A 26274-nucleotide genomic window follows, 5' to 3' on the forward strand; every position below is an offset into this window, starting at 1 on the left:
GCCAACCGTTTTTATGTGTAAATGATTTAGGTGTTACCGTTGATGGTGTGACTTTTATCACTCTTTATCTTTTGGTTGTTGGTTAGAGTGGTTTTGTACCCAATAAATTAACACAGTGAAGCTAATTTGGCGTTCGCTGTTATAAGGAGTTCTCTATGTCCCAAGCTGTATTCCATTTAGGTGTTACTGAAGCTGATCTTGCTGGCGCTACGTTGGCGATCATTCCTGGCGATCCTGCTCGAGTGCAAAAAATTGCTGAAGAGATGGAGAATCCGGTATTTCTAGCCAGTCATCGTGAATATACGCTTTACCGAGCGGAACTTGATGGTAAGCCAGTGGTTGTTTGTTCTACTGGTATTGGTGGCCCTTCGACTTCTATCGCTGTTGAAGAGTTAGCGCAACTTGGTGTGCGTACCTTCTTACGTGTTGGCACGACGGGTGCCATTCAGCCGCATGTGAATGTTGGCGATATGATTGTTACGACCGGTTCTGTGCGTTTAGATGGTGCAAGCTTGCACTTCGCGCCAATGGAATTCCCAGCAGTGGCCGACTTTTCGGTCGCGACGGCAATGAAAGCGGCAGTCGAAGAGTCAGGCGCGACCGTTCATATGGGCGTGACCGCTTCGAGCGATACTTTCTACCCAGGTCAGGAGCGTTACGATACCTTTACAGGCCGTGTAGTACACCGTTTCCAAGGCTCAATGAAAGAGTGGCAAGAAATGGGTGTTTTGAACTTTGAGATGGAATCAGCGACGCTGCTGACCATGTGTGCGAGCTCTGGCCTTAAAGCGGGTTGCGTTGCGGGTGTGATCATCAACCGTACTCAGAAAGAGATCCCGGATCATGCAACGCTAAAAGAAACTGAAATGCGTTCAATCAAAGTCGTGGTAGAAGCGGCGCGCAAGATGCTTTAATTCGTTAACGCATAGCAAAAAGAAAACCCTCAATAGCGGCCAGTGCCATTATTGAGGGTTTATTGTTTCTCGGGTTTGTAAACCGAAAACGAACGGACTTATCTAGCTGCGGATTATCCCGCGAACTCTACTGAGTCAGGACGTTGGGAAAATTGAACCGCATTTAAGAAGTCACACAACAATTCATCACTGCATACTTTGTAGTTTTTGTTGTCTGTCTTGCGGAAGTAAGCACCAATTTCATATTTGCTTAATGTAATGCCCACCACTTCAAGTGCATCCAGTACATCATCAACCTTCATATTTAAGGCAATTCTTAGCTTCATAAAAATCATATTGTTGGTTAGCTGAAGCTCAGGTTTTGGTTGCTCGCCTTCTTTTTTACCACGTTTGAGATTGATAAAACCGTTAAGGAAAACCGCAAGCTCTTTGTCTTTCATTTTCGAGAAAGATTTCTCATTTTCTTCTTTCAACCAGTTGTTCATTTGGTCATGAGTAACGGTCATGTCAGCTTGTTCAAATGCTTTAATAAGCTGGGCATTTTTAAGGTTTAAGGCGTGCTGGATGCGGCGCAAGATTTCATTGTTAGTCAAAGGACAATCCTAATTTGGCTATAAGTCGACGAGAGCTTCATCGACGGAGTAAGGCGATTGTTGAGGGCGACTCTATCAGAGTTATCTATCAGAGAACGCGATCTATCAACAGAGATAAAAAATCCCCAAGGCATCTCTGCTTCGGGGACATTGTTCATGTGTAATATTGTGGCTAAAGCCTCAATTACATTACGCGCATGCCAGGTTGAGCACCTTCGTGCGGCTCAAGAATCCATAGCTCGCTGCCACCAGGGCCTGCTGCTAGGATCATACCTTCAGACATACCAAATTTCATCTTACGAGGTTTCAGGTTCGCGACCATAACAGTCAGTTTGCCTTCTAGCTCTTCAGGTGTGTATGCAGACTTGATACCAGAGAACACTTGACGCGTTTCGCCGCCAATATCCAATTGGAATTTCAATAGTTTGTCTGCTTTTGGTACCGATTCACATGAGATGATGCGTGCTACGCGAATATCCACTTTAGCAAAATCATCAAACTCGATTTCATCGACGATTGGATCTTTGCTTAGTTCAGTTTCGCCCGCAGATTTCGCCGCTTCTGCTTGTTCTTTCGCTGCCATTTCTGCCGCTGCATCTTCTTTTGATGCTTCGATCATCGCTTCGATGTTCTTAGGATCGATGCGGTTAAATAGCGCTTTAAACTTAGTCACTTCATGGTCTGTCAGTGGCTGTGCAATGCCTTCCCAAGTCAGTTCTTCGTTTAGGAACGCTTCAGTACGCGCCGTCAGTTCAGGCATGACTGGTTTTAGGTAAGCGATCAGTACGCGGAACAAGTTGATGCCAACAGAACAGATCTCTTGCAGCTCTTGATCTTTGCCTTCTTCTTTTGCCACAACCCAAGGGGCTTTTTCATCAACGTATTGGTTTGCTTTGTCTGCTAGCGCGGTGATTTCACGGATCGCACGACCAAACTCGCGTGATTCGTAAAGATCGCCAATGCGACCAGCGGCTGCAACGAATTCGTTGTATAGCTCTGGTTCTGCAAAGTTTGCTGAAAGCTTGCCTTCAAAACGTTTTGCGATGAAGCCTGCGTTACGAGAAGCTAGGTTCACAATCTTGTTTACTACGTCTGCGTTTACACGCTGAGTGAAGTCTTCAAGATTCAGGTCTAGATCGTCGATACGGCTGTTTAGCTTCGCCGCGTAGTAGTAACGTAGACACTCAGGGTCTAGATGCTGAAGGTACGTGCTTGCTTTAACAAACGTGCCTTTAGACTTAGACATTTTCGCACCGTTTACCGTTACGTAGCCATGTACGAATACGTTGTTTGGCTTACGGAAACCAGAACCTTCTAGCATTGCAGGCCAGAATAGGCTGTGGAAGTAAACAATGTCTTTACCGATGAAGTGGTAAAGCTCAGTGGTGCTGTCTTTTTTCCAGTACTCGTCGAAATCAAGACCGTCAGTTTTATCACATAGGTTCTTAAATGAAGCCATGTAACCAACCGGTGCGTCTAGCCATACGTAGAAGAACTTGTTCTTCTCGCCAGGGATTTCAAAACCGAAGTAAGGTGCATCACGTGAGATATCCCACTGTTGCAGACCTGATTCAAACCACTCTTGCATCTTGTTTGCAGTTTCAGTTTGTAGCGAGCCAGAGCGAGTCCACTCTTTTAGCATGCTTTCAAACTGAGGCAGATCGAAGAAGAAGTGCTCAGAATCTTTCATGATTGGTGTTGCGCCAGAAACCGCTGATTTCGGGTTAATCAGTTCAGTTGGGCTGTATGTCTCACCACAAGCGTCACAGTTGTCGCCGTATTGGTCTTCTGATTTACATTTCGGGCACGTGCCTTTTACGAAACGGTCAGGAAGGAACATCTCTTTTTCTGGGTCAAACAGCTGAGAAATGGTGCGGCTTGAAATAAAACCGTTTTTCTTCAGCTCAAGATAGATGTGAGAAGCCAACTCGCGGTTCTCTTCAGAGTGCGTGCTGTGGTAGTTATCAAAGCTAATATCAAAACCAGCGAAGTCTTTCTGGTGCTCTTCACTGACTGCGGCGATCATCTCTTCAGGAGAGATACCCATCTGTTGCGCTTTAAGCATGATTGGCGTGCCGTGAGCGTCGTCAGCACAAATGAAATTTACAGTGTTGCCACGTAGGCGTTGGTAACGAACCCAAATGTCAGCTTGAATGTGCTCAAGCATATGGCCAAGGTGGATCGAACCGTTAGCGTACGGAAGGGCGCAAGTTACCAGCAATTTTCTTGGATCGTTTGCCATACTTAATATTCGCTTATCTCGATAGGTATAAAAAATTGATGATAATACTAACTCATGAAACCTCTAACTCCAAGGTGTCAGCGAATCGATTACCCTAGTTTTTTTGGGGTTCTGTAGCGCTTTACTCAGTGGTACGATGCAGTGATAAGGAGGGCCTATGCGCCAATTTACTTCAAAGCAAGATTTCTGTGATTGGTTGAACGAGTTTCGTCATCCAAATTTAACGCCAGGTTGGGCCGATGAACCGAATCTCGTGAAGGTGGATCCGAATGGTTTCTTTGCGATTCAAATTCCCTACGCGGCCAATGACCTTGCAATGGCCATGCAGTGTTGGATTGAGCATCAAGTCCGCACGGAGCAAGTCAGTCCATTTGAGTTTCAGATCAGCATCGCACCGAAAGCACTACACACTCAAGTAACGGCGACCGTTAAAGGGGTGAAAAACATCATCGCAGTCAGTTCTGGTAAAGGCGGTGTGGGCAAATCAACCACGGCGGTGAACTTGGCACTGGCTATCGCTCAATCAGGCGCCAAAGTTGGCCTGCTTGATGCCGATATTTATGGTCCATCAGTACCGATGATGTTAGGTAAAGTCGAAGCCAAGCCAGAAGTTCGTGATAATAAGTGGATGCAACCCATCGCGGCGCATGGCATCTATACTCATTCTATTGGCTATTTAGTCTCGCAATCGGATGCCGCTATTTGGCGTGGCCCGATGGCGTCTAAAGCGCTGGCGCAGATGATTAATGAAACCGATTGGCCAAATCTCGATTATCTGGTGATTGATATGCCGCCGGGCACCGGGGATATTCAGCTGACCTTGTCGCAACAAATTCCGGTGACGGGCGCGGTGATCGTCACCACGCCGCAAGATCTTGCTCTAGCAGATGCACGTAAAGGCGCGGCGATGTTCGATAAAATTGAGGTTCCAGTGATTGGCTTAGTGGAGAATATGAGCTATCACATTTGTAGTCATTGCGGTGAGAAAGAGCACATATTTGGTTCTGGCGGGGCTGAAAAAATGTCCGCGGAATATGGCTTGGATATTTTGGCGCAGATCCCGCTGCACATTCATGTGCGTGAAGATCTTGATAATGGTATTCCGACTGTTATCGCAAGACCGGATTCTGAGCACACAGAGCACTATTTGGCATTAGCTGAATCTGTCTGTGCGAGAATGTTTTGGCGTGGTGAAGTGAAACCGGAAGCGATTAACATTACCATGTTATGAGGTCATGCTCATATTGGAAGAGGAAATGTAAACGAACTTTGACGAAATCTTATATTAGTTAAACGTTTGCTTTGCGATTACTTATTCCTTTTAGCCTTTATCGAGAGAATATAACTATTCCCTGCTGGAATCTCGGCAGGGTTCTCCCTATAATCAGGCGGTTTAATTAGGCACTGCTAACCATTCCATGCCAAATTTTTTAGCAGGCCACAGATCACCAATCAATTCATCGGGTGCAAGAATAATGTCTCATAATAATCAATGTGTCATCGTCGGTATTGCTGGCGCTTCTGCTTCAGGTAAAAGCCTAATCGCAAGCACTATTTATAATGAACTTCGTGAGAAGGTAGGCGATCATCAAATTGGTGTGATTACGGAAGATTGCTATTACAACGATCAGACTCATTTGAGCATGGAAGATCGTGTAAAAACCAACTATGACCACCCGAGTGCACTAGATCACAATCTATTGTGTGACCACCTAGAGAAACTGATCAAAGGTGAAGCGGTTGAAGTGCCAGAGTATAGCTACACAGAACATACTCGTATGACTAATACCACCACTATGACACCGAAAAAAGTGATCATTTTAGAAGGTATTTTACTATTGACGGATCCACGTTTGCGTAAACTTATGCACGCGACCGTATTCATGGATACTCCATTGGATATCTGTCTACTGCGCCGTGTTAAGCGTGATGTAGAAGAGCGTGGCCGTACGATGGAATCAGTATTAAAGCAGTACCAAGCAACAGTTCGCCCAATGTTTATGCAATTCATTGAGCCTTCTAAGCAGCACGCGGACATCATTGTTCCTCGTGGCGGTAAAAACCGTATTGCTATCGATGTACTAAAAGCTCACATTGCTAAATTGTTGAAATCTTAACAATACTCTGTAATTGAGACTTTATTAATGATGAGAAAAGTGGCACTTTAAGTGCCACTTTTTTTTTGCGTGAAAACTATGCATTGGTTTGCAAAAACCACGCGGTGAAGCGTTATACTTGCTGTACTAACCATCTGAATAAGTCTCTAAGCAATCATACTTATTCAGATTGGCATAATCTCATATCTCTTTTTTGGCCTTTGGCTGTGAAGTAAGGACACTGTTGATGAAAAAAATCGCGTTATTACTCGCTATCCCTATTGTAACAATACTTGCTCTCGTGGTTGGGCTGGTACTGCTCGTTAATCCTAATCAATTCAAGCCTCTTATTGTCGAGCAAGCTAAGCAGCAAACCGGCTTAGATTTGGTTATCGACGGTGATATTAGTTGGCAATTTTTCCCATCAATCGGTCTGACTCTTGGGCAGACAGCATTAGAAAACCCACCAGGTTTTACTCAACCGAATCTATTTAAAGTGAATCAGGTCGGCGTTGATGTTTCTGTTATGCCGCTGTTGAGCAAACAGTTAGAAATTGGCCAAGTGACGCTCGATGGGGCAGAGTTCTATCTGGAAACGCGCAAAGATGGTGTGAAAAACATTGATGCGTTAACTCAAAATCAGGTTCAAAACACTACGGATGAAGCGGTAAACGCAAAGCAAGACAGTGCGAACAGTGAGCCCGCGGCGCCTTCATCATCCGCAGCAAGCGATTGGAGCATTAGTCTTGCTGGCATTTCAATTACCAATGCATTGTTAGACATTCAAGATGATCAAACGGGCAGCCACACCAAGTTGTATGATGTTTCTCTGTCTGTTTCGGAATTTGCGTTTGGTCAATGGAGCAAAGCTGACTTTGCCGCCAAAGGTGAAACCAATCAGCAAACCTTTACTGCGAAAGGCACGGCAGAGTTAAATCTCGCCAAGGGTTTCAGCCAATACGCTTTGCGTAATATTGCCTTTGATGCCAGTTACAATGATGCCAATAATCAAATTGATGAAGCGAAAATTGAGCTGGCGACGTTTGAGTTTGATCAAGCGAATGCATTGAAGTACGCCGTAAAAGGGACAGCGGCTGAACTAGGGTTTAACCTAAAAGGCAGTGCGCAGCTTATTGTAGACAAAGCGATGTCAAAAGTAGCAATGAATCAATTGATTCTGGATGCTAACGTTGAAGGCGCAAGTTTACCGCAATCACCAATGAAGATAGACATGGCGTCGGATCTTTCGTTTGACCTCACCAAGAGCCATTTGAGTTTTGCGCTTGAGAAGCTGACTGCGAATGCCCTGCAATTTGACGGGCAGTTTGATGTTACGCTCGCGGATATTCCAAAAATTGTGTTTGCGCTGCACAGTCCCAATATTGATGTCGATGCGTTTTTTGCACAAGACAATAACCAGCCTGAAGTGGCAAATTCAGAGTCGGCAAGCAAGCCCACAGCCGAAAAATCGTCTGCATCTGCGGCGGTAACGGTGGAACAAGAACCGGATCTTTCGGCATTAAAAACGTTGGATCTAACTGGCGCGATCACGATTGATAAATTCAAAGCGGGCAATGCGAAAATGCAAAATGTGGCCGCTAAGTTCAATGTCAATCGCGGCTTAGTTAAGCTTACTTCGTTCACATCGAATCTTTATGATGGTTCGATAAAAGCCACCGCAACCTTAGACGCACGCAAATCACCGGCTTCGTATACGGCGAAAAAATTTATTAAAGGCGTCAAAGTACAACCCTTGCTTATCGATGTCGCAGACAACGATAAGTTGGAAGGGACAGGCAACATTGATGTTGATGTCCGAGGTAGCAGTTTAACGCCAACGGGTATGAAGAAAAATCTGGTCGGTACTATCAACATCAACTTTGCCGATGGCGCCGTGAATGGCTTAAATGTGGCTCAGCTGATCCGTGAAAACTACGCTAAGTTCAAAGGTCAATCAGTCGAGGGGCAAGACGCGCCGAAAAAAACCGACTTTAGCGCCATGACGGCGACTCTCGCGCTGAATAAAGGCGTCGTGACAACCGACAACCTACACGCACAATCTCCGTTGCTTCGTGTCCGCGGTAACGGCAGTGCAAACTACATCAATGAGACGGTTGATTTTACCATCAGCACATCGATTGTAGGATCATTAGAAGGTCAGGGTGGTAAAGACATCGATGAGCTTAAAGATCTAACCATTCCAGTGAACGTGTCAGGCTCATGGGCCAAACCCAAATTCAAACTGATTTTTGATGATGTTTTGAAACAAAAAGCCGAAAAAGAAATCGACCGTGGTCTGAAAAAACTGGATGAAAAGTTCGGTGACAAGATTAAGGACGAAAAGACCAAAGAAGCCGTGAATAGCTTGATTAAAGGTCTATTTAATTAGGTAACACATTCGCTGTGATGTTTTGTAATTAAACCCGCTGTAAAGCGGGTTTAATTATTGTGAGCCATCTGGTGGGTAACATACCAGGCATGGTAGTGCTGGTATGGTTATGCGCTGAAATAGAGCCTCTGGACAGGGCTTACCAATCAACGCCCTTAAGTGCTTTAACACCAGATTCAAAAGCATGTTTAATGTTTTTGACTTCCGAAACGGTATCGGCCATCTCGATTAAGGTGCGGTGAGCGCCGCGTCCGGTAATGATGACCGATTGCATGCTAGGTCGGTTGTTTAATGCTTCAACCACTTCATCGAGCTCCACATAGCCGTAGCTGACCATGTAGGTCAGTTCATCGAATAACACCACATCAATACTCTCATCTTGCAACATGCGTTTGCATTCCTGCCAAACGATTTGTGCTGCATCAATATCGGCTTGTTTATTTTGCGTCTCCCAGGTAAATCCGGTGGCCATGACTTGAAATTCAACGCCAAGCTTTTCTAGGAGGTTACGTTCGCCATTGTCCCACGTACCTTTGATAAATTGCGCGACAGCACAATTTAAGCCGTGTCCGACGGCGCGCGCAATGGTCCCAAAACCTGACGTGGATTTGCCTTTGCCATTACCCGTGATGATCAGTAACAAGCCTTTTTCTTCGGTTGCCGCGGCGACTCTCGCATCGACTTCTTGTTTTACTTTTTGTTGTCGTGCTTTGTGGCGAGCTTGCTTGTTCTCTTCAACAGACATGGGACTTCCTTTTTACTCATAGGGTTTATCGCTATGATAGTGCAATGCTGCGTGAAGAAAAACCTTTGATAATTAAGGACATCAAATACAAATGATCGTTTGCCTGTTGGGTTAACATTTTTGGCGTGAATGCGCTCCGGACGGCAATGTGCTCTCTACGGCAATGCGCATGAATCATTAAGCCGCGACAACTCGACCACTAAAATAATCATTAGTCACGATGTACTCGGTGTTGCGGATGAGATCATCTTGAACTTCCGCCCAGTGCTGGCCGTTTTTTGCGCTCGCCGGTACGACGCCACCGATTCGAATGTTAAAAGGAGAGAGCTCCTTCGCCCAGCTCTGAGTAAAGCCAGACACCATCGATGAGGCGTTATCAAATCCCGCAATGACTTGTTGATCCGCATAGCCAATCACATTGACGATCACCCCATTTTTACCTTCATTTTTCATCCGCTCTGCTGTTGCTTGGCTAAACGCAAATAAAGTATTTGCCATCACGGCTAAATGCTGTGAAAAAACATGACTGGCACTGTGATCAAAAATGTCGGGCATAGCTTCGGCGGTAAAGCTGTTGATGAGTACATCTGGAGAGGCGTGACAATTCGTATCGATCAATTGGAAGAGTTGTTGAATAGACTGAATCGAGTAATCGGAGAGTGGGAACTGATGAATGCGATCAGAAATACTATGGCAACGTTGATAGGTTTCATCGAGTAGACGTTTATTCGTATCACAAATGATCACGGTCGCCCCGAGTGACGAAAAATGCATCGCGAGGTTGCTGCCAATTTGAGATCCAGCGGTGGTCACCAAGATCATCGCGCTACCAATTTCCATAAATCTCCATCTCCGATAAAAATGTCGCCAAAATTATGAGAGTAAAGAATGGTTGATTAATGATTATTCAGGCGTGAATAAGGTCAAAGAAGTCACACGTAGACTAACTAAGTGTTCATTTTTTGCGTTCATTCACATAATGACATGTTTCAATAAACGGGAGTACATTCTAAATCGAGGAGACTCAGTGCTTAGGCCTGAGCTTGGATTTGATACGTGCGCTGAGCCGTGACTAATTGATTGTACAAATCAAAGGGCATTAATTTTTTCGGAGTTTTACTGCCTAACTGACTTTGCTGATGAACGGAAAGGTTATGGTAAACCTCTTCTGGGAGATCATGCGTCTGTTCGGGTAAATAGACTAATGCTTCGGGCATGAGATAGTGCGCCAATTTCGCACTGGCTAAACCGCCGTGATGGAACTGGTGTGCTTGTTGCGCCGATATTTGGTAAGAACTTTGATCGGATTTAAGTTGTTGAGGTGATGGCAAATCAAAGCGTTGTCGTAATGAGGTATCGGAAATTTCGACCGCATCAATTTGTTCAACTGGCGTGTTATCGCGAAGATCATGAGAAAACATAGAAACCAGTAACGCAAAGTCGGCACGACGCCCTTCATGAACAGCATGGTTGATACCATTACTGAAATGAAGTTCGCTGACTGGGTTGATGTTGTTTATGGTTTCGACGTGCATTCGCTTCCTCACTTGCCAACTAAATTAGCGGCTAATCGCTCGGAAACTTTAAGTAATTTTGCGCAAGGCACAAAAAAAGCCTGCTGTTTGCAGGCTTTTTATTCAATTTCTAAGAAAAGAAATTATTTTGCTAGGTTTTCTGCAACGAATTCCCAGTTTACTAGGTTCCAGAACGCAGCCATGTAATCAGGACGAACGTTACGGAAATCGATGTAGTAAGCGTGTTCCCACAGGTCAACCGTTAGAAGAGGAGTTGTCCCTTCTTCTGTTAGCGGTGTTGCTGCGTTAGACGTGTTAACGATCTCTAGAGAGCCGTCTGCTTTCTTAACAAGCCAAGTCCAAGAAGAACCGAAGTTGTTGATTGCAGAATCTGTGAATTTTGCTTTGAATTCTTCGAAAGAACCAAATGCAGCGTTGATTGCGTCAGCAACTGCGCCTGTTGGTTCGCCGCCTGCTTTAGGAGCAAGACAGTGCCAGTAGAACGTGTGGTTCCAGATTTGAGCTGCGTTGTTGAATACACCACCAGTAGAAGTCTTAACGATCTCTTCTAGTGTTTTACCTTCAAACTCAGTACCAGGGATAAGACCGTTTAGCTTAACAACGTAAGTGTTGTGGTGCTTACCGTGGTGGAAATCTAGAGTTTCAGCTGAGATATGTGGTTCTAGTGCATCTTTTGCGTAAGGAAGAGCTGGTAGTTCGAATGCCATTGCTCGGTTCTCCATTATAGGTGGAAAGAGTTGCCTCTTTCGATTGCTTCCAATTAATTGTTATTTTATCCGAATTGGCGTTAAACCATTCGTTGTCGATTTGACTGACTTGCCGCCTAGTTTAGCAACTTTTGGCTTGAATAAAAGCATGCAAATGTAAATTAATTCAGCGAAAGTGAGCATCTAAGTGTTTATTTAAGCACATAAAATGCAGGGTATTAGTGATGAAATGTCATAAACGTGGGCACTATTCACATTCTGAATGATGCCTTTTAGGAATAGCTAGAATAGAAAAGGTCTAATTCCCCAAATATTCTATGCTTTTTATTCTGTGCTAATGGTTTAGAATATGCAGGTATATTGCAGTAAAGCCATAAAGAGGAAGCAATGGAAACTATTGATAAAATTAAGCAGCAAATCGCAGAGAACGCAATCCTTCTATACATGAAAGGTTCACCAAAACTACCAAGTTGTGGTTTCTCTTCTCAAGCGGCACAAGCGCTTATGGGTTGTGGCGAGAAATTTGCTTACGTTGATATCCTACAAAATCCAGATATCCGCGCGGAACTTCCAGCCTACGCACAATGGCCAACATTCCCACAACTATGGATCGAAGGCGAGCTAATCGGCGGCTGTGACATCATCATGGAAATGTTCCAAAAAGGCGAGCTTCAACCATTAGTGAAAGAAGCAGCAGCACGCGTAGAAGGCGACGCTGAATAAGCACTGACATCAGATAATACTGTGTAAATTTACAGTTTTTCTTGAATTATTAAGGCCACATTGGATAATGTGGCCTTATTTATTTGTGCAGATTCAATTTATGTCTCGTCTGTTTATTGCTGAGAAACCCAGCCTGGGTCGCGCCATCGCGGCGGCCTTACCTGGCCCCAAAAAGAATGATCAGGGGTTTATTCGTTGTGGTAACGGCGATGTGGTGACGTGGTGCATTGGCCACTTACTTGAGCAAGTTGAACCAGACGTGTACGACGAACGTTATAAAAAATGGAATCTTGCCGATCTGCCTATTGTGCCGCAGCAGTGGCAACTACGACCGCGCAAAAGTGCCAGCAAACAGCTCACAGTAGTCAGAAAGCTACTCAAAGACGCGGTGCAAATCATTCATGCTGGAGACCCGGATAGAGAAGGGCAGTTGCTGGTGGATGAAGTGCTTGATTACTGCAAAGTCAGTAAAGCGAAAAAAGAGTCCGCCCAGCGACTACTGATCAGCGATTTAAACTTACCGGCAGTAAAACGCGCTTTATCCAGTATGCGCAGCAATCGTGATTTTATTCCGTTGTCCATTTCTGCGTTAGCGCGTTCCCGTGCTGATTGGCTTTATGGTATGAATATGTCACGTGCGTATACGTTACTGGGGCAAAAGGCGGGATATCAAGGCGTACTCTCGGTTGGTCGAGTGCAAACGCCGGTATTGGGTTTAGTGGTGCGCCGTGATGAAGAAATTGAAAAATTCATCTCGCGAGACTATTTCTCTTTGCATGCGCTTATTCCTTATCAAGGGGAATTTGGTGGATTTGATATTCGCGCCAAATGGCAGCCGAGTGAAGCCTGCCAACCATGGCAGGATGAAGAAGGTCGTGTGCTTAACCGCAAGTTGGTCGAAAACGTCGCGGCTCGCATAGCCAACCAACCTGCCACGGTAACGGAGTCTGAACAGAAACAAACCAAACAAACAGCGCCACTACCGTATTCACTCTCGGCATTGCAAATTGATGCGGCGAAACGTTTTGGCATGAGTGCTCAGCAAGTGTTGGATACGTGTCAATCCTTGTATGAAAAACATAAACTCATTACTTACCCTCGCTCCGATAGCCGCTATTTACCGGTTGAACACTTTGCTCAAGCCCCTTCAGTGTGTCAGGCGATAGCCAACAATGCGAAAGAGCTTGATGCCGCCGTTAACGGAGCAAACTTAAGCCAAAAATCCAAAGCGTGGAACGATAAAAAAGTCGATGCGCACCATGCAATTATTCCAACGCCGAAACAGGCCTCGAGCAATGCCCTTTCTTCTTATGAAATGAAAGTATATCAGCTGATTGCACGCCAATATCTGATCCAGTTTTATCCTGCTGCGGTGTATGCGGAGGCGAAGTTGGTGTTTGATATTGCGGGTGGCCTCTTTATTGCCAAAGGGCGCCAGCTCATTACGGCGGGTTGGAAGGCGCTGATGGGGAAAAGCGATGACGAAGACAGTGGTGTGGACTGCGTTCCGCCATTGAAAAAGGGCAGCGTATTAACGTGTCGAGAAGGTGAATTAAAGCAGCACCAAACCGAGCCGCCGAAACACTTTACCGAAGCAACCTTACTACAAGCGATGACAGGGATTGCCCGCTTTGTCGCGGATAAAGAGCTGAAAAAAATTCTGCGTGATACTGACGGCTTAGGCACGGAAGCAACCCGCGCGGGTATTTTAGATACCTTGTTTAAACGTCAGCTTCTCACTCGACAAGGAAAAAGCATTTTAAGCTCACCCGCAGGTCGAGGGTTAGTGAATGCCTTGCCGGAAGAGTCGACTTATCCCGATATGACGGCGCATTGGGAGCATCAATTGCAAGGTATGGCAGAGCGCAATCAGGCTTATCAACCGTTTATGATGGACTTGCTCACGAGAATGGACGGATTGATGAGTCACGTAAAATTAGGTGTTGTACCTGAATCGTTGCGTCATTTACCAAAAGTTGAACGACCGGCGTTTAAGCGTAAAAAGCGCACCGCCAAGAGGTCGGCAAGTCCGAAAAAATAGACCTCGCATTCCTCAATGACATCCGTGGACCAGATCGTCACTCAACGCGAACGCATCATCGGAAAAAAACGGCATCGCTACGATGCCGCTCATCGCTCAATCAAACAGGTTGCCATTGTCAACGATGGCTCCTTTCACGTCATTTTGTGTCAGTACTCGTTTGCCTAATTCATTTTTGACTTGTCGACCTAAATCAACGAGAGCATCTCGATTGGCCTGGGTTTGTCGCTTACCTGTACTTCTCAAGCAATAGTTGAGTTCATGATCTTCACTAAAGTTAACCAAATGTCTGTCTGCCATTTTATTTCTCCTTATTGAGTGAATTCATACTAAGTCTGGAATGAAGCTAGAAAAATTCAAGTTGTCGGAAAAATTATTTTAAATCCAACCGAACACGATAGAGCTAAGGCATTGTTATTATGCGTATTCGGTCAGGTTTTTTATGGCTATTCGTTGGCGTTTTTTTGCATCGAGCTAATGATTACTGTGCAGTTTTTACCTGCGTGTTTTGCTTGATACATGGCCATATCGGCTTGATGCATAAGTTCATCGAGCGGTGTGTCACCATGGTGATCAAAGTAACCACCAATACTCGCATTGACTTGGCAATACACTTGCGGAGAAACCTCTATTGGGCACTGAAGCATTTGGATGAGAGAGGCTGCATATTGCGCTGGATTTTCCAAGTGTTGTTCATCGTGGAGTAGAATGGCAAATTCATCACCACCAAGGCGGCTAAGTAATGCATTTTCACCAAACACGGTTCTCATCATTTGTGCGGCGTGGCAAAGCGTTTTATCACCCGCCGCATGCCCATGCACATCGTTGATCGCTTTAAAATCATCTAAATCAATGTAAATCAAACAGAGCGATTGGCCTTTTTTTGCATTCAATAGAATTTTAGCCTCTGATTGATGACGGAATGACCAGCGGTTATGCAGGTTGGTGAGGGCGTCATAATGCGCTAAGTAATGAATGCGCTTGTCATCGCGATATTGCTGTAATTGATATCGAGCTAATAGATACGCGATGAGTACGCTCAGCAGAGCCCCTTGTAATATCAAGCCATAATGGATTTTCAATGCGTGTTTAAAATCAATTCGCTTATCAAATGCGCTAAAGGAAACCAATTTCCAGCGAGTCGAACTATTATTGCTAACATGGTATTCCTGGAAGCAATAAGGATTAATGTTACTTACACTCCCCACGGATTGAATGGTCATAATTCCTTTTTCGGTTTCAAACTGGCCTTGGTTGGTGCGTTTAATTTGAGACGCTAAGTTTGGGAATTCGGCATAAATATTGGCATCGTCTTTATCAAACATAAAACCAAATTCTAGGTCGGATTTTACGTCGTTATAAAGAAACTGACCGTCGTTATTGACCAACATGTAGTTGGTGCCGCTGTTGAGGTTAAAAAGCTGCAAACCATCGAGTAAATATTTTGCCAAATAGTTGATGACCACCACGCCTTGTTTTTGACCATGTTCATCAAACACGGGAGTTGAAAAGCGAATCATCGGCTTAAAAGGCATTTCAATTTGGTTATGCTCGATATTGAGGTCCAGTGGCGAGATGTAAATTTGACGCCATTTCAATCCCATGACCTCTTGAAAGTAGTAGCGATTCAGTTTGTTTTGTAAATCATGCGGTGCAACGATGTTAGGGCGACCATCGTTAAAGTTGACGCGAATAATCTCGTTACCGTCTAAATCGAGATAGCGAATTTGGTCGTAGATTTCTTTACGGTTGCTGATTAGTTCAATAATGTTGCCGAATTCATCCAACGCTTCTTTCTGGAGTTTTGCGTTCGGTAAATCTGCGATCTGATAAATCTTACGTTGAGATAATATATCCGCTAGCAGCGCTGTCTCTTTAACCACCGAGCCCATGCTCCACTCGATATAGTCTTTTTTACCTTTGAGGAGCGCGCTTTGTTGCACTTCAAGATTGCTCTTTCGCGTCGACATATCTGAAAGAGAGTCGTAATAAAAAATAGCGATAAAGGTGGCAATGAATAAGGAAAAAATAACGATAAAGCGCGTGGCAAAAAATCGCAAATCGGAGAATGAGGCAGTATTCATCAAAGAGTAAATCGGGCTTAAAAACAAAGGGCGCAGATTATAGTTAAGAGTGACCGGTATAGATAGCAAATTCATCTTTTGCCATCGATACCGGAAAATAGCGAACAGACCGGTTTATGCGTGCCGATCCAAAACGAGATGGAGTTTCTATGCCGTCGATGAGACCGAGGCCAGTTTGGATGGCTTCATCGCTTTCTTCTTACCTAAGCGTTGCCCGACCAACTCAATGTAGTGATAAGTGAAATGAGAGACGAGCAAGACGAAGGCGACAATGACGAAGACGGCTAAGTTATTGAGAGCCTCATTTCCAAGCGTTAAGTAACGCTGTTGCTCGATCATGTGGGTGAATTGAACTCCGGTAAGTTTGCCAACCACCATCAGTATGGATTGCAAACAGAACAAGACCGCGGCGTGCGTCATGTATATTGAGTAAGACAACTTGCCTGCATACTGTAGAGGCGATTTGAGCAGTAACGTCGATAACCATCCCCCCTCGAAAGCAAACATCAATACCACACAAGAAAAGAGTAAGGCAGAGGCGACGGGCTTAAAAGGGATCTCATAAATAACGACAATAACCGTACAGAAAATCATTAGACCTTCTAACAAAGTTGCGCTCGTTTTTGATAGGCGATAGTGATGTATTTTCCTAAAAATTACATACGTGGCTGCGCCAGAGAAGAAGCATGCCAGGCCCGTTAGTGCTTGTGAGGTTATGATCATCTGATTGGATGCTAATAGCGAGAGGCTCACTATCGCGATGACGAGCCAACTGACTTGTTTTCTCTGGGAGAAGAGCGTGAGTGTGCAATAGAGGATAAGGTACAAGTAGAACTCAACGCTGATGCTCCAAGCGGGATAGTTGAAGCTTAAGTAATCAAATGATCCAAACCAAGACTGAATCAACAGCAAGTTTGGAAGGATTTCGCTCACGTGATTCTGACCAGAAAATGGCGAGGTATTAAAGCTTAACCCTGCGTATTCAAAGGCAAGCCATTTACCGACTTCTAAACCAATAAAGACAAGTAACATCACCACATGCAGCGGGAATAATCGCCACATTCGAGCTTGTAAAAAAGGGACAAATGGTAATTTTTCTTTGTATCCATAGCCATGGGCGAGCACAAAACCACTCAGCACAAAGAAAAACTCGACAAAAATCTCAGCTTGTTTGAAAAATGGCCATTCTGTGATGCTGCCGGTTAGGTGGAGGTGGAATAGCACCACTGAAATGGCACAAATGCCGCGAAAAGCATCAAGAGCATGAAAACGGTGAGTCATCAATTAAACCAATCCTTGGTATGACGTTAACGATATAAGGACAGCAGTATAGCGACTCAGTTACTAGGCTATGTTATCGGTAGAATGTAATTGTTATTAGTATCAAAAATGAGTCATTCCTTTTTCTTTAGACAAAAAAAACCAGCAAGGCGCTGGTTTTGAAAAAAAAAGGGGGGGAAGAAGAATTACTGACTTACATCAACTGTAAATTCCATCTCTACTTGAGCATCTAAAGGCAACTTAGATACTTCAACGCAAACACGAGCCGGCTTATGTTCAGAGAAGTAACTGGCATAAACTTCGTTCACTTTCGCAAAATCGCCCATGTTGGTGATAAAAATGCCTACGCGAGCCACGTCGTTCAGTGTTGCCCCCGCTTCTTCAATAATGGCTTTGGCATTTTCGATCGATTGTTTCGTCTGCTCAGCCACATCTTCCGAAATAAACTGCATGGTTTCAGGTACTAATGGCAATTGGCCTGAAACATAAAGCGTGTTGTTGATGATTGTCGCATGTGAATAAGGGCCAACGGCTTTAGGCGCGCGTTCTGAGTTAATTATTTTCATTATATTTCCTAGCGGTTGGGCACCGAGAACGGTGCCCAGAGTCGTGATTAAGCAAGCATGCTAAAACCACAAATGGTGAACAATACGGTTGCAACTAAGCCTGTTGCGATCGCATATGGGAACTGTGTACGAATATGGTCAATGTGGTCATTCTTTGTTGCCATTGATGCCACGATACCGGTGTCACTGATTGGTGAAGTCATGTCACCGAAAATAGCACCAGAGATAGCGGCACCAATCATGAGTTGAGGTTCAATGCCGACAGCCGCACCAATTTGAATGCCGATTGGGATCATGATTGAGAACGTGCCCCAAGATGTCCCCGTCGAGATAGCCATAACCACGGCGATTAAGAAGACAAAGGCCGCAGAGAAACCCGATGGAATGATGCCATCGATAGATTGAGTGATGTATGCACCCGTGTTTAGATCACCCGATACGTTACCCATCAAAAACGCTAGCGTCATGATTGCACCCAGTGGAATCATTGATGCATAACCCGCAAAAAGGTGTGTAAAGAAGCTTTCTACATTTAGGATCTTACGGCCAACAAAGTAGATGAATGAGCAAGATGTACCAAGCATGACTCCCCAGAATACAGAGGTTGAACCAGAACCGTTCGCAAGATCACCGTTACCGGTAATGTAAAGGCCGATTGGAACCATCAAAATTGTAGGAATAAGCGGCATCAAGAAGTTAAGAATAGATTCTTTACCTTGTGCGGATTCAATCACTTCAACATCTTCTTCCGATGTGATTGGAAATGCACCATCACGTAGCTCTTTACCGGTCGCGGCGCGATCTTCCGATTCGCCCATCGCACCCCACTTGAAGCCAGAAAAAATGTAAAAGAAAACAGAAGCAAGTGTTAGCCAGGCCATGAAGTTATACATCATTGAGCCCGCTAGAATGCCAAACGGTTCGCCTTCGATGAAGCCTTTAGAGACCTGAACACCGATAACGCCCATCATCGCCGCGCCCCAACCATTGATCATGATGCTTGAACACACCGATACACATGATGCTTGGATAACGTAAGCCATTTTTTCGCGAGAAACACCGTAGCGTTTTGCGAGCTCATTGGTTGACGTACCTGCTGCCATGATCGAAATCGAAGACTCGATAAAGATCACACTAGTGATGAACATCGCTAAAAGCTGAACGGCTTTTTTGTTGTTAATGATGTTCGCTTTTTCCGTTAGGTAGCGAACAAGCGCTTTGGTACCACCTGTCACTTGGATTAGACGGATTAGACCGCCGACCATAAAGCAGAAAAGGATTGTACGTGTTGAACCGGCTGAACCAAAAATACCGACAATGCCATCAAGGGTAGATTCCACACCCGCGAAAGGGTTGAAACCATTGATCACTGTGAAGCCAACAAAAATACCGGCAAGTAGAGAAAGGATAACTTGACGAGTCCAAATTGCTAAACCAATCGTCACCAGTGGTGTGATGATTGTCCAAATACCGTAATCAACCATTTAATTAGCCCTCTAAAGCTTGTTGTAGGTCGTTGATTAAATCGTCGGCGTCTTCGATGCCGATAGAAAGACGAAGAGTTTCAAAATAGATTCCCATCGATTCACGCTCTTCTTTAGGGACAGATCCGTGAGACATAGACGCGGTGTGGTTAATCATACTTTCCACGCCGCCTAAAGATTCAGCTAAAACAAAATAACGAAGTTTACCAATAAACTGTCTGACCTCTGCTTCACCACCCGCAAGGCGAATCGTGACGACGGCACCGCCAGTCTTCATTTGGCGCTGGCATAACTCATGTTGAGGGTGAGATGGCAGGCCAGGGTAATGTACTTCGGTAATTTTTTCGTGTTTTTCTAGGAATTCAGCCACTTTCAATGCATTGGCACAGTGACGTTCCATACGAACGTCTAGAGTCTTTAAGCCGCGCAGTGAAAGGTAAGAGTCGAATGGAGAAGCAATCGCACCAATCGTCGTCTTGTAAGCGCTGATTTTGTCTGCAAGATCTTGATTATTAGTAATCAAAGCACCACCGATCACATCAGAATGGCCACCGATGTACTTACTTGCTGATAGCATCACCATGTCGGCGCCAAGGTCAAAGGGACGTTGATTCCAAGCCGTAGAAAAGGTGTTATCGACACAAGTCGTAATGCCTTTTTCTTTCGCTAGATCACAGATCGCTTTGATATCGACTAATTCAAGTAATGGATTCGTGGGGGTTTCGATCCAAATCAATGCAGTTTTGTCAGTGATAACGGCTTCCACCGCTTGTAGATCATTAAGATCAACGTAGCTGAACTCGAAACCAGATGTGCGGGTGCGTAGGCTTTCAAACAAACGATAAGTACCACCGTATACGCTGGACATCACTACAACATGCGCATCTTTTGATAGCATTTCTAGCGCAAGCGATGTTGCAGCCATACCTGAAGCTGTCGCAGTGGCATAAAGGCCGCCTTCTAACTCCGCAAGTGCAGTTTCGTAAGCATTACGTGTAGGGTTACCGCAACGTGAATAGAAGAATTCGCCACTCTCACCTAAGTTAGGTTGAATAAACGAACTTGCCGTTACGATAGGAGGAAAGATTGCATTATTGCCTTTATCCGTTTGATTGCCGCCGTGAATGGCAATCGTGGCAATTTTATTGCTTTTCATAATGAATCCTAGTTTGTTTCAGTGCGGCGATATTAAGACAATGCCAAGGAAAATATTGTGATTTAGTTCAATTTTATTATACCAAGTATAAAAATAATAAACTAAGTATAAAAATAATGTATTTTGTTGTTTTTTAATTGACTTAGTTGTCGTGGATTATACTTGATGGTAAAATTTTTTGACGAATAGGGAGGGATAAGATGCAAGATAAAGAATACCAGTTCACGGACCAAGACCGAAGCCAGCTCGAAAGATACGTACCGTTGATGGAGTGTATAGGCGCGATGTTCGGTGAGAGTTGTGAAGTGGTTCTTCATAGCTTTGAAGATCTCAACTCCTCTGTTACCCATATAGTGAATAGCCATGTCACGGGGCGCCAAATTGGGGCACCAGTGACAAATGTTGCGCTGGAAAAAATTTCACGCTTTACGGAAAGTGATGAAACTTGGGATGTGTATCATACCGGAGAAGGTGATATCAGCTCTCGTAAGTCTGCCTCTGTATTATTAACGAATGATGCAAATCAGCCTATCGGGATGCTTTGTATCAACTACTCGTTAGATATTCCGTTACACGCATTTATGAATGCGATGCTGAATACTAAATCAGGGCATAGACAAGAAAACTTCACTAACGACGTGAATAGTCTGGTTTTAAGCCATTTAAACCCGATCAAAGCGACGGTGCATTCGAATAACAATATCCCAAGTAAAAACAAAGTTTTTGAAATCGTAAAGCGCTTGTATGAAGAGGGGATGTTTGATTTACCGATTACAATAAAATTGGTGAGCCAAGAGTTAAGCATTAGCCCTGCGACGATTTATAAGCATTTACGTGTCATCAAAGAGTAATTCAATGGCGAAGTAACCATCCCTTATTTTAAGGAGATGGTTACAAATTCCATTTTTACAACAACAGAACCGTCACTTAGTGAGTGAAGCGAACTCGTAGGCTTTGCTGTTTATCCAACTCGACGTTATCGAAGCTATCGAGCTTGTGGTGTGTGATCAGCGCGCGTAGATTGTCTACATAAGCTTCACCACGGGTGGAGTAGTGCGATAAGGCCTGTACCAGCTCATATCCGGTTAGGTTATTTTGCTTACGTAACTGATGACGTAAGTTCCAAAGCTCCTTATAAGCGCCAGTGGTGTTAAGATTGTGCATATAACTGGCGGTGCCTTGATAGAGATTATCAAAGGCCGCGACTTTCACATGTCCACCAGGTGTCGTTAGATATTTACCACCATGAGCGGGCAAGTGCTCACCATACAAACTATTGCCTTTTATCGCAAAATGACTGGTCCCCCAACCACTTTCATCGATTCCTTGCGCCAATACCATCCCCACAGGAATAATATCGATATGCAGAAGGAGCTGCTGGATATCGCCTGATTTCACATTGTATGAAGCATAGAGCTGCTTAATCCATTGCTTTTCATTACTTGACCACTCCGTCGTCTCTTTATTTGCGAGCACTTCAACTTGATGGCGAACCGCTAAAATTTGGTCATTGACGGCTTGAATCGTCGGTAATAACAAACGGATAAACCCAGAGGTTTTTTGTTGAACGGGTAGGCTGTTGAGATCGTCAGGGAGATTTTCAATAAAGTACGCGGGTAGTTTTGAGCTATTCGCGATCTTTTCTAGCTGGTAGTCATGCTGCTTAAATACGGCAATCAATTCTGGTGCAGAGTGGAGCGTGGTGACTGCGATGTCTGGATAAGGCTGGCTGAGCTGATCTGGAGAGAGAGGCAGCTTATCGCTAGCAAGAGTGAAAGATGAAACAAGCAGAGAACAACAAGCAAGAGTCGAAAAAATACGTTGTAACAAGGACATATTAATCATTCCTTTTTTATCATCAGGTACATAAACCTAAATTAGTATAGGTGAACATTATCCACCCAGAAGGTCATATTATGCAAATCGAGACAGGGGAGGTGATGAGTGTATTTGTTGGCGTATTGGTATTCGACAATATTTTTTTCAGATAGCAAAAAGGCCGCTAATTTCTTAGCGGCCTTTTCTAAATGTGGCGGAGAGATAGGGATTTGAACCCTAGGTGGGCTATAAACCCACGCCGGTTTTCAAGACCGGTGCTTTAAACCACTCAGCCATCTCTCCGTTGATGTGCATAATATAGAGGTCTCTGAACCTTGTAAACCCCTAAACTGTTCGTTTGCCTTGTTTTTAAGCGATTTCAGGTTCTTTTTTTGTTTTTGTTGGTTTGTTGAGCTATCTAATTGATTGTTAGGTTAAATATGAAAGGCAGATAGCAAAAAAGAGAGCCGAAGCTCTCTTTTTAAAGGTGTATGGTCGGACTGAGAGGATTTGAACCTCCGACCCCCGACACCCCATGACGGTGCGCTACCAAGCTGCGCTACAGTCCGATGCAGTTACTCTATCGAGTCGTTCTGCGTTGGTCAACATAACAGACTGATTTATTTGCTTTTTGTGTAGAAGCGCTGCAATTCAGTTAGACCTTGCATTAACACAGGCAAAGCTGGGTTTTCATCGCGTAGGCGGCTGTAGTTCGCATCGTACAGCTTATAATTACCAAATTTATCAATCACAGTCGTATTGCTATTGGTGATCAGAGCAAGCTCATGGTGGTCACCCGCAAGAATCCATTTACGTGGACGTTCATCGAATAAGTTACGACCGCTGCTATAATCGGACGGGTTTGATGATACTCCCAGCAAATCTTGCAGTAGCGTTACTGATAAATCCAAATGGCTTGTACGGTGATTATATTGGCCAGCCAGCTTGCCTGGCCAGTGAATGACCATCGGCACTTCCAATTGGAATTGGCTGTAGTTTGAGCCAGAACCCCAGCTGTTTGATTTTGTTTCGTTAAACTCAGTACCGTGGTTAGAAGTAATGATGATCACCGTCGAGTCGGATAAATCGAGCTCATCGATTTTTGCATAGAGTGCAGTGAGTTCTGTGTCTGCAATCTTAACCGATTGTTCGTAGCTGTCTGCTAGCGATTCGATAGAGCCGCCTTCGGATGCGGCATAATCGTTAAAATTATCGAGCGTCGTCAGCTCAATAAAGCTAAACCAAGGCTGATCTTGTTGTTCTTTAACCCAGTCACCCCAAGCCGTTATCGCTTGCATATCCGAAGAACTTTGTTTCGCCAACTCAATAGAGTGAATCTCTAAGTTGTTGAATACCGTATCTTTATAAATCGAGTCATCAAAGTTGTCACCACTAAACAGACCAAATTGATACTCTTGGTCTTTTAATGTGGCTAACACGATTGGCAGTGATGCTTGTTCTTTAATGCTGCTTGCGTAGCTTGTTGGTAAGCCATAAAACAGACCAAATACGCCATTACTGTCATTGCTTGAGCTGAAATGATTATTGAAGCTTAAGTTGTCGAGCGAGTATTGAAGCGTATTCGGCATCAAACTTTCGTTCAAAGCATCGGCTCTGAGGTTATTCACGCTAACAACCAATACATTCAGTGGATTTGCTCGACGGCTGAATTCAATTTTTTCTAGCGGATAACGGACTAGCTCTGATTCACCCAAACTTTCAGCGCGGCGCTTTAGGTACTCTTCACGATCCAGTAAACCGTGTTTTTCCATGAAGGACTTCGCCGTCATTGGGTATGACAAAGGGAAGTTCGCTTGTTGAGAAGTAATGGGTGTATAAAAATGAGCGTCTGCCCATGAATAAATCAAGTGGCTTGAACTAAAACACACGAAGAACAAAGCGGCGATCGGTCTGCCTACGTGTTTATGCGACAGCTTGCGCTGCTTGCGCCATACCCATTCGGATAGCGCGAGTTGTACGAGAAAGATCAGTGGTAAAACGACAAACAGATGCTGTAAGTCAGCACTCACCGTGCCACTGTTTTCTGAAAATAGGACTTCCCACACCACAGGGGTGAGGTGAAGATTAATCGTTTGGTAAGCTTGGGTATCAACCAATAAGAGCGTTAGGCCGATCGTCGCCAAACACACCGACACCAAGCGAAATAGCTTGCGTGACGGTATGATGAACGTCAACGGAAATAGAACAAGCAGATAAGCTGCAAACGCAAGAAAACCAAAGTGGCCCACCCACGACACGGCAAGATAAAATTGGCCGAGTAGTGTCTCAGGCCACGGAGATTGCGTGATGTATCGGGTACCAATAAGCATTGCTGCGATTATATTAAAAAACGCAAACCAGTGGCCCCAACCAACTAAACGCGAAACGCGTTCACCGTATGTATTTCCGTTATCTACCATGTTTTGTTCTAAAATCCGGTTCTAATTAATGAGCTTACTCGTCGATTGAAGACAGCAAAGCTTGGGCAAATTTTTCAGCGATTGCTTTGCGTTGACCGCGACCTACACGGTCGTTGATCACGTTAGTCACAATGTTACCAGCGATCATCAAAGATAAATCTGGACCAGCGCCATGTTTTTCTAGCACGGCTGCTACTTCGGTCAGAATATTTTCAAATTTTTCGTCGCTGTATTTAGATGTAATCGGCATAAAGACTCTAATGAAGAATAGTAAAGCGGCTTATGATAACCTACAATGCCGATCAACTGAATCCTACAGCGACGATAAATTTCATCATGAGTCTCTATCTTTCTAACGTTATTTTACACCAACTACAGAAAAACGAATCCGAAGAACTGGTTGTTAACTACCGCTCGGAATCTTTGGCGAACGATACTTCGAGTGAAAATCTGGTCGCTGAACTGCATCGCGTCTTTAACGCAAAAGCAGGCAAAGGATTCGGCTCATTTAAGTCAGACAGCGAATTTCAGGTCTGGTTGCAAGAATTACGCAAGCAAGAGAGAAATTTTTATGATTTCTCACAGGTTAGCGCCAATCGCTTGAAAGATGAGCTGTCTAAATACCCGTTCGCTGATGAAGGCATCCTCGTGTTTGCTGAATATCAATCATTAGCAACAGACTATCTATTTGTTGGTATTATTCCATCGAATCACAGTTTAAAAGTCACCGAGGGGTTAGATATTCGCGCCACGGACTATTTGGATTTGAGTAAAATGGACATTGCTGCGCGCATTGACCTATCTAGCTTTGAAACCGATAAAGATTCAAATCGTTATCTGACTTACATTAAAGGCCGTGTTGGCCGTAAAGTGGCAGACTTCTTCCTTGATTTTCTACAAGCCGATATTGGCCTTGATACTAAGCAACAAAACCAAGTATTGATGCAAGCGGTTGAAGATTTTTGTAGCGATTCAAAACTTGAAAAATCAGAAGCGAATGATTATAAAAAACAAGTGTTTGATTACTGCAGCGGTCAGCTAAAAACCGGCGATGAAGTTCAAATTAAAGAACTTTCAGGTGAGCTACCACCGGCTCAAGATGGATCAAGTTTCTTGCAGTTTACGCAAGACCACGGTTACGAATTAGAAGAAAGCTTCCCAGCCGATCGCTCGACAGTACGCAAACTGACGAAATACGTTGGCGCGGGTGGCGGTTTAAATATCAGCTTCGATAGCATGCTTTTGGGCGAGCGCATGTTCTACGATCCAGAAACGGATACGTTAACCATTAAAGGCACTCCGCCAAACTTGCGTGAGCAATTAACGCGTAATCGCTAATACGCTCTCTGCAATGTGTTCGCAGATTGACGAACACCAAGCCTCGCCTATGCGGGGCTTTTTTATGTCTGCAACATAGGGGCCGGACATCATCATAATTTGCGTTTGGCGACATTTTGCGCCCTGCATCCTGCAGAAGCGC

23 protein-coding genes and 2 tRNA genes are annotated in these 26274 nt (G+C 44.4%); 8 read left to right on the plus strand and 17 right to left on the minus strand.

Annotated features, from left to right (window positions below):
- Positions 1-155 precede the first annotated feature (155 nt).
- Positions 156-914: a uridine phosphorylase gene (udp, locus tag OJ16_RS04450; RefSeq protein WP_040987826.1), complete on the plus strand. Its 759-nt coding sequence runs from the start codon at positions 156-158 to the stop codon at positions 912-914.
- A gap of 113 nt (positions 915-1027) precedes the next feature.
- Here the strand turns inward: udp and OJ16_RS04455 are convergent, their stop codons facing one another.
- Positions 1028-1507: a YehS family protein gene (locus OJ16_RS04455; RefSeq protein ID WP_040987828.1), complete on the minus strand. Its 480-nt coding sequence runs from the start codon at positions 1505-1507 to the stop codon at positions 1028-1030.
- A 184-nt stretch (positions 1508-1691) separates the two neighbouring features.
- On the minus strand, positions 1692-3749 hold the full coding sequence (gene metG, locus OJ16_RS04460; protein ID WP_040987830.1) for a methionine--tRNA ligase: 2058 nt from the start codon (positions 3747-3749) through the stop codon (positions 1692-1694).
- A 157-nt stretch (positions 3750-3906) separates the two neighbouring features.
- Between metG and apbC the strand changes: the two genes are divergently transcribed.
- The 3 genes from apbC to OJ16_RS04475 all read left to right on the plus strand — a co-directional run bounded on the left by apbC (position 3907) and on the right by OJ16_RS04475 (position 8234).
- On the plus strand, positions 3907-4980 hold the full coding sequence (gene apbC, locus OJ16_RS04465; protein ID WP_040987832.1) for an iron-sulfur cluster carrier protein ApbC: 1074 nt from the start codon (positions 3907-3909) through the stop codon (positions 4978-4980).
- A gap of 244 nt (positions 4981-5224) precedes the next feature.
- The gene (udk, locus tag OJ16_RS04470) at positions 5225-5866 is read left to right on the plus strand and encodes a uridine kinase (protein ID WP_040987835.1); all 642 of its coding nucleotides are present in this window, start codon (positions 5225-5227) and stop codon (positions 5864-5866) included.
- Between the two features lie 226 nt (positions 5867-6092).
- Positions 6093-8234 carry an AsmA family protein gene (locus OJ16_RS04475; RefSeq protein ID WP_040987837.1) on the plus strand — a complete coding sequence of 714 codons (2142 nt, stop codon included), beginning with the start codon at positions 6093-6095 and terminating at the stop codon, positions 8232-8234.
- A 139-nt stretch (positions 8235-8373) separates the two neighbouring features.
- Here OJ16_RS04475 and cobO read toward each other — a convergent pair whose 3' ends face one another.
- The 4 genes from cobO to sodB all read right to left on the minus strand — a co-directional run bounded on the left by cobO (position 8374) and on the right by sodB (position 11221).
- Complete coding sequence (gene cobO / locus OJ16_RS04480) at positions 8374-8979, minus strand: cob(I)yrinic acid a,c-diamide adenosyltransferase (protein WP_040987839.1); 606 nt, start codon at positions 8977-8979, stop codon at positions 8374-8376.
- A 177-nt stretch (positions 8980-9156) separates the two neighbouring features.
- Positions 9157-9819, minus strand: coding sequence for an SDR family oxidoreductase (locus OJ16_RS04485; RefSeq protein ID WP_040987842.1), 663 nt, complete (start codon positions 9817-9819; stop codon positions 9157-9159).
- A 191-nt stretch (positions 9820-10010) separates the two neighbouring features.
- Positions 10011-10514, minus strand: coding sequence for a VC2046/SO_2500 family protein (locus OJ16_RS04490; RefSeq protein WP_040987844.1), 504 nt, complete (start codon positions 10512-10514; stop codon positions 10011-10013).
- A gap of 122 nt (positions 10515-10636) precedes the next feature.
- The gene (gene sodB, locus OJ16_RS04495; protein WP_040987846.1) at positions 10637-11221 is read right to left on the minus strand and encodes a superoxide dismutase [Fe]; all 585 of its coding nucleotides are present in this window, start codon (positions 11219-11221) and stop codon (positions 10637-10639) included.
- 387 nt (positions 11222-11608) lie between these two features.
- On the opposite strand from sodB, the gene OJ16_RS04500 reads away from it, so the two are divergent.
- Both OJ16_RS04500 and OJ16_RS04505 read left to right on the plus strand, forming a co-directional pair.
- Positions 11609-11944, plus strand: a complete 336-nt coding sequence (locus tag OJ16_RS04500) for a Grx4 family monothiol glutaredoxin (RefSeq protein ID WP_006712385.1) — start codon at positions 11609-11611, stop codon at positions 11942-11944.
- 100 nt (positions 11945-12044) lie between these two features.
- Complete coding sequence (locus tag OJ16_RS04505) at positions 12045-13985, plus strand: DNA topoisomerase III (RefSeq protein ID WP_040988788.1); 1941 nt, start codon at positions 12045-12047, stop codon at positions 13983-13985.
- Between the two features lie 96 nt (positions 13986-14081).
- Here OJ16_RS04505 and OJ16_RS04510 read toward each other — a convergent pair whose 3' ends face one another.
- The 6 genes from OJ16_RS04510 to OJ16_RS04535 form a co-directional block, all read right to left on the minus strand.
- Positions 14082-14285: a hypothetical protein gene (locus OJ16_RS04510; RefSeq protein ID WP_040987849.1), complete on the minus strand. Its 204-nt coding sequence runs from the start codon at positions 14283-14285 to the stop codon at positions 14082-14084.
- A 146-nt stretch (positions 14286-14431) separates the two neighbouring features.
- Entirely contained in the window at positions 14432-16069 is a 1638-nt protein-coding gene (locus OJ16_RS04515) for a diguanylate cyclase domain-containing protein (RefSeq protein WP_040988790.1), read from the minus strand.
- Between the two features lie 147 nt (positions 16070-16216).
- Positions 16217-17350 (minus strand): acyltransferase family protein, encoded by a 1134-nt coding sequence (locus tag OJ16_RS04520; protein WP_040987852.1) that lies wholly within the window; start codon positions 17348-17350, stop codon positions 16217-16219.
- 185 nt (positions 17351-17535) lie between these two features.
- Positions 17536-17916, minus strand: a complete 381-nt coding sequence (locus OJ16_RS04525) for a RidA family protein (protein WP_152613817.1) — start codon at positions 17914-17916, stop codon at positions 17536-17538.
- Between the two features lie 47 nt (positions 17917-17963).
- Entirely contained in the window at positions 17964-19400 is a 1437-nt protein-coding gene (locus OJ16_RS04530) for a Na+/H+ antiporter NhaC family protein (RefSeq protein WP_040987856.1), read from the minus strand.
- Between the two features lie 4 nt (positions 19401-19404).
- Entirely contained in the window at positions 19405-20556 is a 1152-nt protein-coding gene (locus tag OJ16_RS04535) for a trans-sulfuration enzyme family protein (RefSeq protein ID WP_040987858.1), read from the minus strand.
- A 200-nt stretch (positions 20557-20756) separates the two neighbouring features.
- Here OJ16_RS04535 and OJ16_RS04540 point away from each other — a divergent pair, with 200 nt between their 5' ends.
- Positions 20757-21407 carry a helix-turn-helix transcriptional regulator gene (locus tag OJ16_RS04540; RefSeq protein ID WP_040987860.1) on the plus strand — a complete coding sequence of 217 codons (651 nt, stop codon included), beginning with the start codon at positions 20757-20759 and terminating at the stop codon, positions 21405-21407.
- A 76-nt stretch (positions 21408-21483) separates the two neighbouring features.
- Here the strand turns inward: OJ16_RS04540 and OJ16_RS04545 are convergent, their stop codons facing one another.
- The 5 genes from OJ16_RS04545 to OJ16_RS04565 all read right to left on the minus strand — a co-directional run bounded on the left by OJ16_RS04545 (position 21484) and on the right by OJ16_RS04565 (position 25044).
- The gene (locus OJ16_RS04545; RefSeq protein WP_040987862.1) at positions 21484-22392 is read right to left on the minus strand and encodes a glucosaminidase domain-containing protein; all 909 of its coding nucleotides are present in this window, start codon (positions 22390-22392) and stop codon (positions 21484-21486) included.
- Positions 22393-22586: 194 nt separating this feature from the next.
- Positions 22587-22677, minus strand: a tRNA-Ser gene (locus OJ16_RS04550).
- A gap of 189 nt (positions 22678-22866) precedes the next feature.
- Positions 22867-22943 (minus strand) — tRNA-Pro (locus OJ16_RS04555).
- Between the two features lie 51 nt (positions 22944-22994).
- Positions 22995-24794: a DUF3413 domain-containing protein gene (locus tag OJ16_RS04560; protein WP_040987864.1), complete on the minus strand. Its 1800-nt coding sequence runs from the start codon at positions 24792-24794 to the stop codon at positions 22995-22997.
- A 34-nt stretch (positions 24795-24828) separates the two neighbouring features.
- Positions 24829-25044 carry a YejL family protein gene (locus OJ16_RS04565; RefSeq protein ID WP_040987866.1) on the minus strand — a complete coding sequence of 72 codons (216 nt, stop codon included), beginning with the start codon at positions 25042-25044 and terminating at the stop codon, positions 24829-24831.
- An 86-nt stretch (positions 25045-25130) separates the two neighbouring features.
- Between OJ16_RS04565 and yejK the strand changes: the two genes are divergently transcribed.
- Positions 25131-26132 carry a nucleoid-associated protein YejK gene (gene yejK, locus OJ16_RS04570; RefSeq protein WP_040988792.1) on the plus strand — a complete coding sequence of 334 codons (1002 nt, stop codon included), beginning with the start codon at positions 25131-25133 and terminating at the stop codon, positions 26130-26132.
- The last annotated feature ends 142 nt before the right edge of the window (positions 26133-26274 follow it).

This window comes from Vibrio renipiscarius, assembly GCF_000827885.1.
In the GTDB taxonomy this organism is placed as follows: Bacteria; Pseudomonadota; Gammaproteobacteria; order Enterobacterales; family Vibrionaceae; genus Vibrio; species Vibrio renipiscarius.